Raw genomic sequence first — 15,904 nt, 5'->3', positions numbered from 1 at the left:
ACATTTTTGGATGAACCCATGCTCCAACTGATCCTCGGCGGCGCCCGCTCCGGCAAGAGTCGTCTGGCGGAAAAACTCGCCAGCGACAGCCATCTGGCGGTGACGTACGTCGCCACTAGCCAACCGCTGGACGGCGAAATGAACCAGCGCGTCGCCCATCATCGCGCACGTCGCCCGGTCGAATGGGCGTTGATCGAAGAGCCGCTGGAACTGGCCCGCGTGCTGCGCGAATCCGCCGGCGCCGAGCGCTGCCTGCTGGTCGATTGCCTGACCCTGTGGCTGACCAATCTGCTGATGCTCGACGACGCCGAACGTCTCGCCGCCGAGCGTGAAGCCTTGCTCGATTGCCTGGCGTCGTTGCCGGGTGAAATCATTTTTGTCAGCAACGAGACCGGAATGGGTGTCGTGCCGCTGGGCGAATTGACCCGCCGCTATGTCGATGAAGCCGGTTGGCTGCATCAAGCTCTGGCCGAGCGTTGTCAGCGAGTTGTCCTGACTGTTGCCGGCCTGCCCCTGACTTTGAAAGGACCTGCGTTATGAGCCCGACCTGGTGGCTGAACCCGTGCAACACCGTGAACTCGGACATCATCGCGCAAGCGACCGAGCGCCAGCAGCAACTGACCAAACCGGCCGGTTCGCTGGGGCGCCTTGAATCGGTGGCCGTGCAACTGGCCGGTCTGCAAGGTCAGCTCAAGCCAACGCTGGATCAAGTCTGGATCGCGATTTTCGCTGGCGACCATGGCGTGGTAGCCGAAGGCGTATCGGCTTATCCGCAAGAAGTTACCGGGCAGATGCTGCTCAACTTTGTCAGCGGCGGCGCGGCGATCAGCGTGCTGGCGCGTCAGCTCGGCGCGCAGCTGGAAGTGGTCGATCTGGGCACGGTGAATCCGGCGCTGAATCTGCCCGGCGTGCGCCATCTGAACATCGGCGCGGGAACGGCGAACTTCGCTCAGGGCGCAGCGATGACTCAGGCGCAGGGCGAATCGGCCTTGCAGGCCGGTCGCGACAGCGTCTTGCGCGCGAAAGCCGCCGGCACCCAGTTGTTCATCGGCGGCGAGATGGGCATCGGCAATACCACCGCGGCCAGTGCGCTGGCCTGTGCCTTGCTCGATTGCCCGGTGGCGCACCTGACTGGTCCCGGCACCGGGCTGAATGCCGCTGGCGTCAGCCACAAGGCGCACGTCATCGAACGCGCTCTGGCGCTGCATGCCGCGCAGCGTGGCGATGCCTTGCAGACGCTGTTCAATCTCGGCGGCTTCGAGATTGCCGCGTTGGTCGGCGCCTATCTGGCCTGCGCGCAGGAAGGCATTGCGGTGCTGGTCGACGGCTTCATCTGCACTGTCGCGGCGCTGGTCGCGGTGCGCTTGAATCCGGCCTGTCGCGAGTGGCTGTTGTTCGGCCATCGCGGTGCCGAGCCGGGCCATCGCCATGTGCTGGAAACCCTGAGTGCCGAACCGTTGCTGGAACTCGACCTGCGCTTGGGCGAAGGCAGTGGCGCAGCGTTGGCGGTGCCGTTGTTGCGTCTGGCCTGTGACCTGCACGGGCAAATGGCGACGTTCGCCGAAGCGGCTGTCGCGGATCGCCCGGCATGAGTCTGCGTCTGGATCTGCTGCGCCACGGCGAAACGGAACTCGGCGGCGGTTTGCGCGGCAGCCTCGACGATGCACTGACCGCAAACGGCTGGACGCAGATGCGTGCTGCGGTGGTCGAAGGCGGGCCGTGGGATCGCATTGTCAGTTCGCCACTGCAGCGTTGCGCGCGCTTCGCCGCTGAACTCGGCGAGCAATTGAACCTGTCCGTGCATCTGGACAAGGATCTGCAGGAACTGCATTTCGGCGCGTGGGAAGGGCAAAGCGCGGCGGCGTTGATGGAAACGGACGCCGAAGCGCTGGGGCTGTTCTGGGCCGATCCCTATGGCTTCACGCCCCCGCAAGGTGAGCCGGTCAGCAGGTTTTCCGCGCGGGTGTTGGCGGCGGTCGCGCGATTGCACGCGGCTTACGCCAGCGAACGGATTTTGCTGGTCAGCCACGGCGGTGTGATGCGCTTGTTGCTGGCGCAGGCGCGAGGGCTGCCGCGCGAACAGTTGCTCAATGTCGAGGTCGGCCACGGCGCGCTGTTTGCGCTGACGGTCGAGGCTGATGGCGCGCTCAAGGAAGGTCACTGAGATGTTGCCGCTGTGGATCGCCTTGCAGTTTCTCAGCAGCCTGCCGATTCGCCTGCCGGGCATGCCCGAGCCGCAACAGCTCGGCCGTTCGCTGCTGTTTTATCCGCTGGTGGGATTGCTGTTCGGGCTGATCCTCTTCGCGTTGAATCTGTTGTTGGCCGGCGCGCCGTTGTTGCTGCATGCGGCGCTGTTGCTGACCGTGTGGGTATTGCTCAGCGGCGCGCTGCATCTCGATGGCCTGGCCGACAGCGCCGATGCCTGGCTCGGCGGTTTTGGTGATCGCGAGCGCACGCTGACGATCATGAAAGATCCGCGCAGCGGGCCGATTGCGGTGGTCACGCTGGTGCTGGTCCTGTTGCTCAAATTTGCCGCGCTGCTGACGTTGATCGAACAAGGGCATACCCTGGCGCTGATCATCGTCCCGGTGCTCGGGCGAGCGGCGCTGTTGGGGTTGTTTCTGACTACGCCGTATGTGCGTGCGGGTGGCTTGGGTCAGGCGCTGGCCGATCATCTGCCGCGCAAAGCGGGGTGGTGGGTGCTGGGGTTGAGTACCTTGGGCTGCGTGTTTATCGCCGGTTTCGGCGTGGTGCTGATTTCGCTGGTCGGGTTTGTCTGGCTGCGGCGTTTGATGATGCGGCGGTTGGGTGGGACTACCGGGGATACGGCGGGGGCGTTGCTGGAATTGCTGGAGATGGGGGTGTTGGTGGGGCTCGCTTTGGTCTGAAGGATTTGCGGAGATGATGCCGGCCCCTTCGCGAGCAGGCTCGCTCCCACCTTCGAAATGCAATCCCCTGTGAGAGCGAGCCTGCTCGCGAAGGCGGCCTCACCGGCAACAATGATGTTCAGAGTAAACTCATCTGTAACTTGATTTAACACACTCGCGGGTATATACACGCATCATGCTTCCTTCTCAGTGTTTGTGCACCAACCTGCGTCGCGCCGCGCGTGGCGTCAGCAGGCATTACGACGGCGCTCTCGACGGCTTCGGGATCAACGTTGCCCAGTATTCTCTGCTGTGCAATCTGCAGCGACTGGAGCAACCGAGCATTTCCGAACTGGCAGAGGCCATGGGGCTGGATCGCAGCACCTTGGGGCGCAACTTGCGCGTGCTCGAGGGCGAAGGTCTGGTGGCGCTGGCCGAAGGCGAGGACATGCGCAACCGTATCGTGCGCCTCACCGAAACCGGCGTGCAGCGGCTGGCAGCGGCATTGCCGGCGTGGGAAGCGGCGCAACAGCGGCTGATCGACCGGCTCGGTGCCGAGAAGCGCGAAACCTTGCTCAAACTGCTCGACGAACTGGCCTGACGCCGGTTTTTTCGCGCTCAAGCGGGTATATACCCGCGACTGGAGAATAACAATGACATCGATGTGGCGTACGTGCGGTTGGGTGTTGCTGGGGAGTGCGCTGATCCTGGCGTTGTCATTGGGCGTGCGCCACGGGTTCGGTCTGTTCCTGTCGCCAATGAGCGCGCAGTTCGGCTGGGGTCGCGAAGTGTTTGCCTTCGCCATCGCTCTGCAAAACCTGATCTGGGGCCTGGCGCAACCGTTCACCGGCGCGCTGGCGGATCGCTTCGGCGCGGCGAAAGTGGTGCTGGTCGGTGGGATCCTCTACGCGGCGGGCCTGGTGTGCATGGGCCTGTCTGATTCGGCAGTGACTCTGTCACTCAGTGCCGGTCTGCTGATCGGTATCGGTCTTTCGGGCACTTCGTTTTCGGTCATTCTTGGTGTTGTGGGTCGCGCTGTGCCGCCAGAGAAACGCAGCATGGGCATGGGTATCGCCAGCGCCGCCGGTTCGTTCGGCCAGTTCGCCATGTTGCCGGGCACGCTCGGTTTGATTGGCTGGCTGGGCTGGTCCGCTGCACTGCTGGTGCTGGGCCTGTTGGTGGCGATGATCGTGCCGCTGGTGAGCATGCTCAAGGACAAGCCACTGCCGGTGCTTGGCCATGAACAGACTCTTTCCGAAGCGCTGCGTGAGGCCTGCTCGCACTCCGGTTTCTGGCTGCTGGCGTTCGGCTTTTTTGTCTGCGGTTTTCAGGTGGTGTTCATTGGCGTGCACTTGCCAGCGTATCTGGTCGATCAGCATCTGCCGGCGACCGTCGGCACTACGGTGCTGGCGTTGATCGGACTGTTCAATATCTTCGGCACTTACACCGCCGGCTGGCTCGGTGGCCGCATGTCGAAACCGCGTCTGTTGACTGCGCTGTATCTGTTGCGCGCAGTGGTGATCGTGCTGTTCCTGTGGTTGCCGGTGACCACCACCACGGCGTATCTGTTCGGAATGGCCATGGGCTTCCTGTGGCTATCGACGGTACCGTTGACCAACGGTACGGTGGCGACCTTGTTCGGCGTGCGCAATTTGTCCATGCTCGGTGGCATTGTCTTTCTGTTCCATCAGCTCGGCTCGTTCCTTGGCGGCTGGCTGGGCGGGGTGGTGTACGACCGAACCGGGAGTTATGACTTGATCTGGCAAGTGGCGGTTCTCTTGAGCCTGCTGGCAGCGGCGCTGAACTGGCCGGTGCGCGAGCGTCCGGTGGCGCGCCTGCAAGCTGCGGCGAGCGCAGCATGAGCCGGATCTGCGCGCGGGTCGTTGTTGCCGCACTGGCTGCTGCGCTGTTGGCGCTGGTGTGGTGGGGCTGGCAACGCGGCGGTCTGGCGCTGATGCAGTTGGGCATGAGCATTTGCTAGATGGCAGCGCGGCGAGTAACGTCGAAGCCTGATGACTGCCCAAGGAAGTTCGACATGTTGATGCGCTGGTGTGCTGTTCCCGCGTTGCTGATGGCGTTGACTGGCCTGGCCCAGGCCGCCGATTGTCCTGAGCTGCTGCAAGGCTCGCTGCCCAAGCTGCGCGCCAAGGAATCCATCGATCTGTGCAAGCAGTACGCCGACAAGCCGCTGGTGGTGGTCAATACCGCCAGCTTCTGCGGTTTCGCCCCGCAGTTCGAAGGCCTCGAGGCGCTCAACAAGCGCTACAAGGCGCAAGGGTTGGAGATGCTTGGTGTGCCGTCGAATGACTTCAAGCAGGAGTCCAAGGACAGCGCGGAAACCGCCAAGGTCTGCTACGCCAATTATGGCGTGACGTTCAACATGACCGAGCCGCAGAAGGTTCGCGGCGATGACGCCACGCACCTGTTCCAGGTATTGGCCGCGCAGAGCAATGCGCCGAAGTGGAATTTCTACAAGTACGTGGTCGACCGGCAGGGCAAGGTGGTGGCGAGCTTTTCCAGTTTGACCAAACCGGATGACCCCGAGTTTATCGCCGCGATCGAGAAGGCGATTGCCTCCAAACCGCTGAAGCCCTGATGCCTTGTGATGATCCTGTAGGAGCTGACGAGTGCAACGAGGCTGCGATCTTTTGATCCTCGAATTCAAGATCAAAAGATCGCAGCCTCGTTGCACTCGTCAGCTCCTACGGTTTGTACAAATTTTCAGGCGTGAAAAAGCCCCGCCTCTGTAAAGAGAGCGGGGCTTTTTCGTGGGAGAGGGGTTAGCCTCGCCACGGTGCATCAGAAGCGGTAAGTCGCGCCGACACCGAAGCCGTTTGCCGAGTTTTCATACTTGGCATCGTAGGTCTGGCCACGAGCGTTTTCGTTGCGGATGTTGACCGACTCTTCTTTCAGGTACGAGTACGCGACGTCGATGGTCAGGTCGTCGGTCGGGCTCCAGCCGGCACCGATACTGAAGATGGTGCGGTCGCCAGTCGGGATACGTGGCGAGCGGTCTTCGTTATTGGTTGGCGATTGGTCGAAGGTCAGACCGGTACGCAGGACCCATTCCTTGTTCAACTGGTACGAGGTACCCACGGCATAGGCCCAGGAGTCATGCCAGTTCTGGTCTTCGTTGATCGAACCGAACTGACCGGCCAGTAGAGGCTGCACGCCGGAGTTCTTCACGGTGATCTTGTCCAGCTGGCTCCAGCGGGTCCAGGTGGTGCCGGCGTAGACGTTCCAGCGATCGTTGATCGCCTGGGTGACCGACAGGTCCACGGATTCCGGCGTGGTGATCTTCAACGAAGCGTCGTACTTCTGGTTGGCGCCAACGCCCACCAGCGCCAGAGCGTTGTAGTTGACCTTGGTGTCGCCTTCAAGCTTGTAGTCGACCTTGGAGTGGTAGGTCAGGCCGACACGGGTGGTGTCGGTGGCCTGGACCAGCAAGCCGACGTTGTAACCCAGCGCGGTGTCGTCACCCTTGATCTTGACCTTGCCGTCCGGCAGTGCCTGGGTGATCGACAGGTTGGATTCCAGCGAGCCGTCGATGCGGTTGATGGTCGGGCCGAAACCGATCGACACCTTGTCGTTGAAGGCATAGCTGACGGTTGGCTGGAAGGTGATGACTTGCACTTCGGACTTGCTGCCGAAGTAACGACCGGCGAAGCCGTTTTCATAATCCGTGATCAGGCCGAATGGCACATATACACCGAGACCGAATGCCCAGTGATCATCGATCGGTTTTACATAGAAGCCCATCGGTACGGCGGTGAGGGGCACCATGTCGCCCTTGTTGCTGCCGCCATTAGGGCTGGAGCTGGTATCGCTGATATCGGTATGCGCGTCGACCAGGGCGACGCCGCCGGTGACTTGTTCGCGCTTGATGCGCGCCATGCCTGCCGGGTTGCCATAAACAGTGCTTGCGTCGTCGGCAGAAGAAGATCGCCCGGCAAAACCAGTCCCCATCCCACTGATGCTTTGTTCGTTGAGGGCAAAACCTGCCGCGAAGATTTGTGTAGAGGCAAGGGTAACGGCGAGGCTAAGGGTGGTTTTGAGCATGACTTTTTTCATTATTAGAACTCCTGGTGATCACCGGGGCGAAAATTACCAACATTTTCGTCCCAGCGCTATAGCCTGTATGCCTTGAGTTAGAGCGGTTTTGTAGGACAATCCGACCAAAATGGCGACCTGATGGGAGAACTTGTGAAACCGCCCGGTCAGCAAGCGACCTGATTCAGCGGTGAAACACAGGTTTGCCACGCATAGGTGAAGTCGCGCAAACGGCCTTGCGGTTGAAAGGTCTGGCGCCAGATACGCGCCATGCCGAGCAGGTCGGTCGGAGCGGGGAGGGTGGGGTTTTGTTCTTCCACCAGCAGCCAGGCGATGGCCGTGGCGTAACGCAGGTTGACGGTCAGTTCCAGATGCGGGCCGCTGAGGAATGCGTGCTGGCTGGCGAGGCCGCGCACCAGGCTGGCGCGCTCCGGATCAAGCGCCAGGTAATCATCCCAGAGCGCCTGGTGGCGGTGCTCGGCGATCCGATAGAGGCCGTGGCCACGGCGGTCATGCAGGGCAGAGCCGAGGGCGGACTGGCTGGCAGCGATGCCCAGCAGCAGGGATTCGGCGGTTGCGCCGTGGCGTCCCAGATAAATCAGTGTGGGACGGATCACATAGCGGCACAGTTCGCTGGCAGCGATACCCATAACACCCTCGGTTCTTGTTATTGAGGGCGAGTCCTGAAGGGGCTTTGGCAGCAGTGGATCGAATCAGGCTCGCCGCAAGCGGGTCACGCCGCTTGAGTTGAAGTGTAGTGTCATATTCAGCGTGTAAAGGTCTGTTTTTAAAATATTTCTGCCATCGCATTCCAAACGTTAGATCGGAATATGCTTAGAAGCGCAGCGTTAACAGTGAAATATCAGGCAATAAAAAGCCCCGCTTTTCAGCAGGGCTTTGCTTTTGCAGCCTGTTCGGCTTTCAGGCAACCAGTGCCTGACGGGTACGCTCGATCACGGCCTGCAGCGGCTCGGCGCTGGAGTATTGATCGGGGTACAAGCGCTCGCTGTGACGAGCGATCCCGTGTTCATTGACCACGGTGAAGCTGAAGCAGCCTTTGCGAGCGGCCATGATCAGGCAGTTCATTGGAGCAAAAGCGTTGGTTAGGGTGCGAATGGCATCCTGAGTCTGGATTTGAGTAGACATAGTTATTAGGTGTTCCTACAAATGACACGGATAAGAACCGTGCAACGTTAAAACGTTCCAGTAACGTTGATCACCATTGATCGAACGAAGAACCCGACTGGAACAAAGCAGCCAGTTTGAAGCGCTGATAAATGAGCGCGCTTGGGCTGGCAGGTAGGTACTTAGGAGGACAGGCATCACAGCGAGGGCAAAGGTTCTGGGCCCGGGGTGAAGATCCTGATCAATTTGCAGGTTGGTTCGGTCAGAGTAAGTGTTCTTCGCTACGCCCTTTGTTTTCGTTCAAAGGCAGCGTCGTCGCAAGATTTACCTGGAAACCATCGAGGGGTCGTTCCCGCTTTTTTCGGCAGTGGCTTCCTGTTGGAAGTTGACCGTGGGGAGATATTCGACCGGAATTGACTTTCAGCTTGGTACTAACGCCGCGGATAGTAACGGATCCGTTCCGGCGAAGCAAACCCCATGACCAAAAAAAGGGATCACAGGGAAAGGTCGTGTCGCACCGTCCGTCGGCGTGCAGGCTTTTCGCGGAGCCTTTGGATCGTTCGCAGTTGCGCAAAATGACCCGAAAAAGCGCATGCATATAACCGTGTCGCAGGTACTTGTGCACATTAGTTGCGCAGAGCGTAACGCAACTGTCACATCGATCCTGACTCCAGTCGCTGCCTGTATCAAAAGTTTAAGTCAATGAAAAATATCGTCTTTTTTTGTTGGTGAAAAAATCGTCAGTTTGACTGCGAGCCCCATTCCATAAGGCTTTGCGGGGATCGTAGAGCGGTTGTCCACTGACTTATCCACAGCTTCTGTGGATTGTCCCTAGCGCTTGCTCTAGCACGGGCGTGCCGGGTTTTTTTCGACTTTACCTGTAAGAAAAAGAGAGTAAAGTGGCGCGCCTTCCGATCTGTCCCGCAGTGCTTTATGAAGTTTCGCTCAGTATCAGACTCTGTTACCTCCAATCCGACCTCTGTTACCGCTCCCAAGCGTTTTTCCGTACGCGTGGCTGAATGGCTGCTCGATGCACCGCGCCTGAGCGACAGCCCCAGCGCCAAGCACCTCGCCGGCCGCCTACTCAAGCAACCGGCCCGTGAAGGTGTAGTCGCTGCGCAAAGCCGTCTCGGCCAATTGATTTGCCGGGAGTGCGGCAATGCCCGTGACCGGCGTATCGGCCAGGAGCTGCTGCGTCAGGCCGCCCGCGCCGGCGACCGTCGCGCGCAGCAGGAACTCGGTCTGATCGAAGACTGAGCTGTCCAAGCCCAGACACCTTGGTTAACCTTCAGGCTTTATCCGATTGGCAGGAGTCGCTATGGCTATGGACTTGACCAGCATCTTGCTCGGTCTCGCGGCGGCAGGATTGCCGCTGCTGGCACTCGCCTGGCAACTGCAACGCCGGGCCAGCAACGCCCAGGCCGATCTGGCCTTGCTCGAGGAGCGCCTGGCCATGGCGCAACTGGCTCAGGACGGCCTCACCGCGCAGCTTGAAGCGAGCCGCGATGAAATCGCCGATCTCGGCCAGGCCAATGCCGCCAAACAGGCAGACCTCGCAGCACTTCGTCGTGAAGTCGAATTGCTGCAGATCGAGCGCGATGACGCTCGCGATGCTTCCCACGCCTGGAATCTCGAGCGCGCAAACAAGGACGCTGAACTGCGTCGCCTCGACGCCCATGCTGCCTCGCTGAGCGCCGAGTTGCGCGAGCAGCAGGAAAGCCATCAACAACGCCTCAGCGATCTGCAAGGCTCGCGTGATGAGCTGCGCGCGCAATTCGCCGAGCTGGCCGGCAAGATCTTCGATGAGCGTGAGCAGCGCTTTGCCGAAACCAGCCAGCAGCGGCTCGGGCAGTTGCTTGATCCGTTGAAAGAGCGCATCCAGTCCTTTGAAAAACGCGTTGAAGAAAGCTATCAGGCCGAAGCCCGCGAGCGCTTCTCGCTGGCCAAGGAGCTGGAGCGTTTGCAGGCGTTGAACCTGCGTCTGAGCGACGAAGCCACCAATCTGACTCGCGCGCTCAAGGGCCAGAAAACCCAGGGCAATTGGGGCGAATTGATCCTCGAGCGCGTTCTTGAGCACGCGGGTCTGGAGAAGGGCCGCGAGTATCAGACTCAGGTCAATCTCAAAGGCCCGGACGGTGAGCGCTTCCAGCCTGATGTGATCATTTACCTGCCCGGCGACAAGCAGGTGGTGGTCGACTCGAAAGTCAGTCTCACGGCCTATCAACAATATGTTGCGGCTGATGACGACACGTTGGGACAGATCGCGATCAAGCAGCACGTGTTGTCGCTGCGCAACCATGTCAAAGGCTTGGCCGGCAAGGATTACAAGCGTCTGGAAGGCTTGCACAGCCTCGATTTCGTTTTGCTGTTCGTGCCGATCGAGGCGGCGTTTTCTGCGGCATTGCAGGCTGAGCCGTCGCTGTTTCAGGACGCTTTCGACCGCAATATCGTGATCGTCAGCCCGACTACGCTGCTGGCCACGTTGCGGGTGATCGACAGTCTGTGGAAGCAGGAACGGCAGAGCCAGAACGCCCGGGAAATTGCCGAGCGCGCGGGCTGGCTGTACGACAAGTTCGTGTTGTTTATTCAGGATCTGGACGAAGTGGGCAATCGTCTGCTGCAACTGGACAAGGCTTACAGCTCAGCGCGTAACAAACTGACAGAGGGGCGCGGTAATCTGGTCAGCCGCAGTGAGCAGTTGAAGTTGCTCGGTGCACGGGCGAGCAAGAGTTTGCCGGCGGATTTGCTCGAGCGGGCGATGACTGATGTTGATGGGTTGGTTGAGTTGCCTGAGTAGGCGTCGTTTTTTGGGCTGATTTTGGGGGCATATCCGTTGCTGCGGTCGTGGCGGCTGGCGGTTTCGCCCTTACGGCGACTCACTTTTTTTACAAACGCCTAAAAAAAGTAAGCAAAAAAACGCTTGCTCCGACGTTCGGCCCTCGCAAGCTCGGGTTCCTTCGCTCCGGGACTGATCCGGGCGCAGCGGCTCCGGTTTGCTTCGCTGCACCTCCTTCCGCTGTGTCTGGCTGCGCCAGACGGTCGCTGCGCTCCCACGCCCGGATCAATCCCTGCGCTCAGCCTTCCGACGTCGCCGGTGGATCAAGATCAAAAGCACTCGAGCTTGCGCTCATTGTTGAATGGTGCGGCTTCGCCGCGGGCAGCTTCGCTGCTTTGCTTTTCTGTGGGAGCGAGCCTGCTCGCGATAGCGATCTCAAGGTCAACCAATTCCTATCGAATTCACGCAACCCAACTGTAGGAGCTGCCGAAGGCTGCGATCTTTTGATCTTGCTTTTGCCTTTCCGAGCGAGCCTGCTCGCCAAGGCGACCTGCTGGTCAACCCATTTCCATCGAATTCACACGATTCACCTGTAGGAGCTGCCGAAGGCTGCGATCTTTTGATCTTGCTTTTGCTTTTCCGAGTGAGCCTGCTCGCCAAGGCGACCTGCTGGTCAACCCATTTCCATCGAATTCACGCGATTCACCTGTAGGAGCTGCCGAAGGCTGCGATCTTTTGATCTTGCTTTTGCTTTTCCGTGGGAGCGAGCCTGCTCGCGAAGACGTCTGCTAGATCACCTTCTACAACGGCAAATATCGACTCAACAGTGCCCGCAACGCTGCCGGCTTCACCGGTTTGGCCAGGTAATCCAGGCCCGCCGCATGCACTTGCGCCACGGTCTCCGGGCGTCCATCCGCGCTGATGACCACGCCGGGCACGGGTTCACCCAGGCGCGTGCGCAACCAGGCCATCAGCTCTGTGCCGGTGTCGCCGTGGTCGAGGTGATAGTCGACCAGCGCCAGTTGTGGCCGCACACCTTCTTTCAATATCGCTGCGCATTCTTCGCGATTGCGCGCCGTCCACACTTGGCAGCCCCAGCGGCTCAGCAGGCTGTTCATGCCGATCAGGATGCTGTCTTCGTTATCGATGCACAGTACCTGCGCGCCGCTGAGCAGTTTTCCGTTCAGTTCCACCGTGGCGCTAACTGGAGGCGTTTGTGTGCGGGCGATGGGCACCGTCACGCTGAACACACTGCCGCGCCCCGGCCAGGAGCGAACGCGCAGGGTGTGCCCGAGCACGCGGCACAAGCCATCGGCGATCGCCAGGCCCAGGCCCAGGCCTTTTTCGGCGCGGGTCTGGTGGCTGTCGAGGCGTTTGAATTCTTCGAAAATCACTTGCTGCTTGTCTTCCGGAATACCCGGGCCGCGATCCCAGACTTCCAGACACAGCTCGCCACCGCGCCGACGCACGCCCAGCAGCACCGGGCCTTTGGCGTATCGGAACGCGTTGGTGAGGAAGTTTTGCAGAATCCGCCGCAGCAGTTTGATGTCGCTGTCGATGCGCAATTGACTGCCACGCACCCGGAACGTGAGCTTTTGCTCTTGAGCCAACGCCTTGAATTCTGCGCCGAGGGTGTCGAACAGTTCGTTGACGGCGAAGGCTTTGCGATCCGGGTTGATCTTGCCGTTTTCCAGGCGCGAGATGTCCAGCAGATCGCTGATCAGGTCTTCCGCCGAACGCAGCGAGCTGTCGAGGTGTTGCACCAGCTGCTGCGCCTCCGGGCTCAAGCCTTCGTTTTGGTGGGAGAGGGCGGCGGAGAACAGTCGCGCGGCGTTCAGCGGTTGCATCAAGTCGTGGCTGACGGCGGCGAGGAAGCGGGTTTTCGACTGGTTGGCCGCCTCGGCATTGCCCTTGGCTTCGGTGAGCGCGACGTTGAGTTGCGACAGTTCCTGGGTGCGCTCGCTGACCCGTTGCTCGAGCCCTTCGTTCGCCTCGGTCAGCGCCTGTTCGGCTTCGCGGAACGCGGTAATGTCGGTGAAGCTCATGACAAATCCGCCGCCGGGCATCGGGTTGCCGATCAGCTCGATCACCCGGCCATTGGGGAACAGCCGTTCGGAAGTGTGCGCGCGGCCCTGACGCATCCAGTGCAAGCGTCGCGCGACGTGCACTTCCGCTTCGCCGGGGCCGCACAAGCCGCGTTCGGCGTTGTAGCGAATGATGTCGGCAATCGGCCGGCCGACGCTGATCAGGCCGTCGGGGTAGTTGAACAGCTCCAGATAACGACGGTTCCACGCCACCAGTTTCAGCGACTGGTCGACCACGCTGATGCCCTGGGTGATGTTCTCGATCGCGCCTTGCAGCAGGGCGCGGTTGAACTGCAGCACTTCCGAGGCTTCGTCAGCGATTCGGACTACGTCCTCCAACTGCATTTCCCGACCTTCGATGGCGGCTTTTACTACAGCACGCGTCGAAGAGGCGCCAAGGACACCGGCGAGCAAGCGTTCGGTGTGGGCGATCCATTCGCTGTCGGCGTTCTGGTTGGGGTTGAAGCCCTTGCCCTGGCGGTAGGCGAAGCGAATGAAGCTCTGCCGCGCGCGTTCTTCGCCGACGAAACGCGCCGCCAGTTGCAGCAAATCGTCGATCTGCACCGCCAGCATCGAACGGGCATTCGGGCGCGCACTGATTTCCTGGCCGATGAAACGCCCGGCCTGCCAGTGCTCGGAAACCCGCGTGCGCGACAGCACCGAGACCCAGGCGAAGAGGGTGAAGTTACCCGCCAGCGACAGCACCACGCCTTGAGTCAGCGGGGTGATCGGCAGGTTCAGTGGATTGCTGTGCAGCCACGCCAAGCCGGGGAAGCTCGCCAGTGACCAGCCGAGACTGTGCGCGGCAATCGGCAGCACCAGTGTGTAGAACCAGAGGAACGTGCCGGTGGCGAGGCCGGCGAACACGCCCCGGCGGTTGGCCTGTTTCCAGTACAGCGCGCCGAGCATGGCCGGCGCCAGTTGCGTCACCGCGGCGAAGGCGATCTGGCCGATGGTCGCCAGGCTTGCGGTCGAGCCAAGCAAGCGATAACTGACGTAGGCCAGCAGCAGAATCACCACGATGCTCACGCGGCGCACCGAGAGCATCCACTGGCGGAACACTTCGAACGGGCGCTCGGCGTTGTTGCGGCGCAACAGCCACGGCAACAGCATGTCGTTGGAGACCATGGTCGATAGGGCGACGCTGGCGACAATCACCATGCCGGTCGCTGCCGATGCGCCACCGATAAACGCCAGCATCGCCAGCGCCGGGTGGGCCTGAGCCAGCGGCAGGCTGATCACGAACGAGTCGGGCAACACGTGGCTGGGCAGCATCATCTGACCGGCAAGGGCGATAGGGACTACAAACAGTGCGGCCAATGCCAGATAGGCGGGGAACACCCATTTCGCCAGGCGCAGATCCTGCGGGTCGATGTTCTCCACCACGGTCACGTGAAATTGCCGGGGCAGGCAAATGATCGCCATCATCGCCACGCCGGTCTGCACCACCATCGATGGCCAGTTGATGGTTTCCTTCCAGTACGCCTCAAGGCGCGGGGCGAGCATTGCCTGATTGAACAGGTCGTCGAAACCGTCATACAGGCCGTACGTGACGAAGGCGCCGACGGCGAGAAAGGCGAACAGCTTGACCAGCGATTCGAACGCGATCGCCAGCACCATGCCACGGTGGTGTTCGGTGGCGTCGAGGTTGCGCGTACCGAAAACGATGGTGAACAACGCCAGCACCAGCGACACGATCAGCGCCGTGTCTTGAGCGCGGGTGCCCATGGCATCGGCGCCGGCGCCGGCGCCGATCAGCAGGTTCACGCCAAGGACAATGCCTTTGAGTTGCAGGGCAATATAGGGCAGCACGCCGACCAGACAGATCAGCGCCACAACCACCGCCAGCGATTGTGACTTGCCGTAGCGCGCGGCGATGAAGTCGGCGATGGAGGTGATGTTCTCCTGTTTGCTGATCATCACCATTTTCTGCAGGACCCACGGCGCGCCCACCAGCAGCAGGATCGGCCCGAGGTAGATCGGCAGGAATGACCACAGTTGTTCCGCCGCCTGACCGACCGCGCCAAAGAATGTCCAACTGGTGCAGTAAACCGCCAGTGACAGGCTGTACACCCAGGCGCGCACCCGTGGCGGCAACGGCGTGCTGCGACGGTCGCCGTAGAAGGCGATTGCGAACATGATGGCCATGTAGGCCAGGGCAACGACGGCGATCAGCCCGGTGGACAACGACATGCAGCACTCCCGACAAAAGACTCCCCGGCACTCCTGCCCGGGCGGACAGTCTCGCACGCGCGCGGCGGTTAGTCAGTGTCGACCAAGGTCGTGGCGTGGCGGGGTGTCGCAGGCGGGGTACCGGGTGGTTTTTGTGGTGACCGGGCGGGCCTCTTCGCGAGCAGGCTCGCTCCCACGTTCTGGAATGCATTCCCTTGTGGGAGCGAGCCTGCTCGCGAAGGCGTCAGTCCAGGCGCAGCGCAATATCGATCAGGCGATGGAGCTCATCAACCTCCAGCGCCGTGGCCGAAAACAGAATCCGGAACACCACCGGCGCCACCACCAGATTGATCAAGCGATCAACACTCGGTGTCTTTTCATTCGGATAGCGATCGACAATGGTCTGCAACTGCGCACCAATGATCGCTACGCAATAGCCCGGCGTCGCGCTCGCTTGCACGTCGCGCATCATGTTGCGCCCGACCTCTGAACTCATCTCGTCGAGATATTGCTCGGCCCAGGCGCGGATATCGCCGCGCAGGCTGCCAGTGTTCGCCGGCTCGCTGTCCGGGCGCATGCGGGCGAGGGCGACGTCCGCCAGCAACGCCGCCAGATCACCCCAGCGTCGATAAATCGTCGACGGCGTTACCCCCGCGCGGGCGGCAATCTGCGGGACGGTCACGGTGGAACGTTCCTGCTCTTGCAGCAGCGCATTGACCGCCGAATGAATCGACTCCTGCACCCGGGCACTGCGGCCACCGGGGCGTAAACCTTCTTTAATAGCCATGCGGCAGACCTTAACACAAAGAATTTGCTTTAAGCGCTGGGCG

Annotated in this window: 15 protein-coding genes; 10 read left to right on the top strand and 5 right to left on the bottom strand. The window is 61.0% G+C overall.

Features of this window, described 5'->3' with window-relative positions; translation table 11 throughout:
- Positions 1-18: 18 nt before the first annotated feature.
- The 8 genes from cobU (at position 19) to ND528_RS03955 (ending at position 5,463) form a co-directional block, all read left to right on the top strand.
- On the top strand, positions 19-540 hold the full coding sequence (cobU, locus tag ND528_RS03990) for a bifunctional adenosylcobinamide kinase/adenosylcobinamide-phosphate guanylyltransferase (protein WP_263469746.1): 522 nt from the start codon (positions 19-21) through the stop codon (positions 538-540).
- A complete protein-coding gene (gene cobT / locus ND528_RS03985; RefSeq protein WP_263469745.1) occupies positions 537-1,592 on the top strand; it encodes a nicotinate-nucleotide--dimethylbenzimidazole phosphoribosyltransferase in 1,056 nt (351 codons plus the stop codon). Before cobU ends, cobT begins: the two co-directional genes overlap by 4 nt.
- Positions 1,589-2,164 (top strand): alpha-ribazole phosphatase family protein, encoded by a 576-nt coding sequence (gene cobC / locus ND528_RS03980; RefSeq protein WP_263469744.1) that lies wholly within the window; start codon positions 1,589-1,591, stop codon positions 2,162-2,164. The genes cobT and cobC overlap by 4 nt, the downstream gene beginning before the upstream one ends.
- 1 nt (position 2,165) lies before the next feature.
- Positions 2,166-2,888: an adenosylcobinamide-GDP ribazoletransferase gene (locus ND528_RS03975; protein WP_263469743.1), complete on the top strand. Its 723-nt coding sequence runs from the start codon at positions 2,166-2,168 to the stop codon at positions 2,886-2,888.
- A 175-nt stretch (positions 2,889-3,063) separates the two neighbouring features.
- Positions 3,064-3,468, top strand: coding sequence for a MarR family winged helix-turn-helix transcriptional regulator (locus ND528_RS03970; protein WP_016773714.1), 405 nt, complete (start codon positions 3,064-3,066; stop codon positions 3,466-3,468).
- Positions 3,469-3,520: 52 nt separating this feature from the next.
- Positions 3,521-4,729: an MFS transporter gene (locus ND528_RS03965; RefSeq protein ID WP_130912546.1), complete on the top strand. Its 1,209-nt coding sequence runs from the start codon at positions 3,521-3,523 to the stop codon at positions 4,727-4,729.
- The gene (locus ND528_RS03960; protein WP_016773715.1) at positions 4,726-4,848 is read left to right on the top strand and encodes a hypothetical protein; all 123 of its coding nucleotides are present in this window, start codon (positions 4,726-4,728) and stop codon (positions 4,846-4,848) included. The genes ND528_RS03965 and ND528_RS03960 overlap by 4 nt, the downstream gene beginning before the upstream one ends.
- Positions 4,849-4,902: 54 nt before the next feature.
- On the top strand, positions 4,903-5,463 hold the full coding sequence (locus ND528_RS03955; RefSeq protein WP_071171497.1) for a glutathione peroxidase: 561 nt from the start codon (positions 4,903-4,905) through the stop codon (positions 5,461-5,463).
- A gap of 203 nt (positions 5,464-5,666) precedes the next feature.
- Here the strand turns inward: ND528_RS03955 and ND528_RS03950 are convergent, their stop codons facing one another.
- The 3 genes from ND528_RS03950 to ND528_RS03940 all read right to left on the bottom strand — a co-directional run bounded on the left by ND528_RS03950 (position 5,667) and on the right by ND528_RS03940 (position 8,063).
- Complete coding sequence (locus ND528_RS03950; RefSeq protein ID WP_056783953.1) at positions 5,667-6,938, bottom strand: OmpP1/FadL family transporter; 1,272 nt, start codon at positions 6,936-6,938, stop codon at positions 5,667-5,669.
- A 146-nt stretch (positions 6,939-7,084) separates the two neighbouring features.
- The gene (locus ND528_RS03945; protein WP_263469742.1) at positions 7,085-7,567 is read right to left on the bottom strand and encodes a hypothetical protein; all 483 of its coding nucleotides are present in this window, start codon (positions 7,565-7,567) and stop codon (positions 7,085-7,087) included.
- Positions 7,568-7,838: 271 nt separating this feature from the next.
- Positions 7,839-8,063, bottom strand: coding sequence for a hypothetical protein (locus tag ND528_RS03940; protein WP_016773719.1), 225 nt, complete (start codon positions 8,061-8,063; stop codon positions 7,839-7,841).
- A 912-nt stretch (positions 8,064-8,975) separates the two neighbouring features.
- On the opposite strand from ND528_RS03940, the gene ND528_RS03935 reads away from it, so the two are divergent.
- Positions 8,976-9,299, top strand: coding sequence for an SEL1-like repeat protein (locus ND528_RS03935; RefSeq protein ID WP_024012181.1), 324 nt, complete (start codon positions 8,976-8,978; stop codon positions 9,297-9,299).
- Positions 9,300-9,474: 175 nt separating this feature from the next.
- Positions 9,475-10,839: a DNA recombination protein RmuC gene (rmuC, locus tag ND528_RS03930; RefSeq protein ID WP_263469809.1), complete on the top strand. Its 1,365-nt coding sequence runs from the start codon at positions 9,475-9,477 to the stop codon at positions 10,837-10,839.
- A gap of 779 nt (positions 10,840-11,618) precedes the next feature.
- On the opposite strand, the gene ND528_RS03925 is transcribed toward rmuC, so the two are convergent.
- On the bottom strand, positions 11,619-15,095 hold the full coding sequence (locus tag ND528_RS03925; protein ID WP_263469741.1) for a hybrid sensor histidine kinase/response regulator: 3,477 nt from the start codon (positions 15,093-15,095) through the stop codon (positions 11,619-11,621).
- Between the two features lie 223 nt (positions 15,096-15,318).
- Positions 15,319-15,861, bottom strand: a complete 543-nt coding sequence (locus ND528_RS03920; RefSeq protein ID WP_130909587.1) for a TetR/AcrR family transcriptional regulator — start codon at positions 15,859-15,861, stop codon at positions 15,319-15,321.
- Positions 15,862-15,904 lie beyond the last annotated feature (43 nt).

The organism is Pseudomonas mercuritolerans (assembly GCF_025706525.1).
Classification (GTDB): domain Bacteria; phylum Pseudomonadota; class Gammaproteobacteria; order Pseudomonadales; family Pseudomonadaceae; genus Aquipseudomonas; species Aquipseudomonas mercuritolerans.
Note: the sequence above shows the minus strand (reverse complement) of the source record. Positions and strands in the feature narration are given on the sequence as shown.

Bases quoted from the DNA above. Each gene is read 5' to 3' on its own strand.
- cobT (WP_263469745.1), top strand. From the start codon at position 537: ATGAGCCCGACCTGGTGGCTGAACCCGTGCAACACCGTGAACTCGGAC.
- ND528_RS03945 (WP_263469742.1), bottom strand. From the start codon at position 7,567: ATGGGTATCGCTGCCAGCGAACTGTGCCGCTATGTGATCCGTCCCACA.
- ND528_RS03935 (WP_024012181.1), top strand. From the start codon at position 8,976: ATGAAGTTTCGCTCAGTATCAGACTCTGTTACCTCCAATCCGACCTCT.
- ND528_RS03940 (WP_016773719.1), bottom strand. From the start codon at position 8,063: ATGTCTACTCAAATCCAGACTCAGGATGCCATTCGCACCCTAACCAAC.
- ND528_RS03950 (WP_056783953.1), bottom strand. From the start codon at position 6,938: ATGAAAAAAGTCATGCTCAAAACCACCCTTAGCCTCGCCGTTACCCTT.
- ND528_RS03975 (WP_263469743.1), top strand. From the start codon at position 2,166: ATGTTGCCGCTGTGGATCGCCTTGCAGTTTCTCAGCAGCCTGCCGATT.
- ND528_RS03925 (WP_263469741.1), bottom strand. From the start codon at position 15,095: ATGTCGTTGTCCACCGGGCTGATCGCCGTCGTTGCCCTGGCCTACATG.
- ND528_RS03920 (WP_130909587.1), bottom strand. From the start codon at position 15,861: ATGGCTATTAAAGAAGGTTTACGCCCCGGTGGCCGCAGTGCCCGGGTG.
- ND528_RS03965 (WP_130912546.1), top strand. From the start codon at position 3,521: ATGACATCGATGTGGCGTACGTGCGGTTGGGTGTTGCTGGGGAGTGCG.
- ND528_RS03960 (WP_016773715.1), top strand. From the start codon at position 4,726: ATGAGCCGGATCTGCGCGCGGGTCGTTGTTGCCGCACTGGCTGCTGCG.
- ND528_RS03970 (WP_016773714.1), top strand. From the start codon at position 3,064: ATGCTTCCTTCTCAGTGTTTGTGCACCAACCTGCGTCGCGCCGCGCGT.
- ND528_RS03955 (WP_071171497.1), top strand. From the start codon at position 4,903: ATGTTGATGCGCTGGTGTGCTGTTCCCGCGTTGCTGATGGCGTTGACT.
- cobU (WP_263469746.1), top strand. From the start codon at position 19: ATGCTCCAACTGATCCTCGGCGGCGCCCGCTCCGGCAAGAGTCGTCTG.
- cobC (WP_263469744.1), top strand. From the start codon at position 1,589: ATGAGTCTGCGTCTGGATCTGCTGCGCCACGGCGAAACGGAACTCGGC.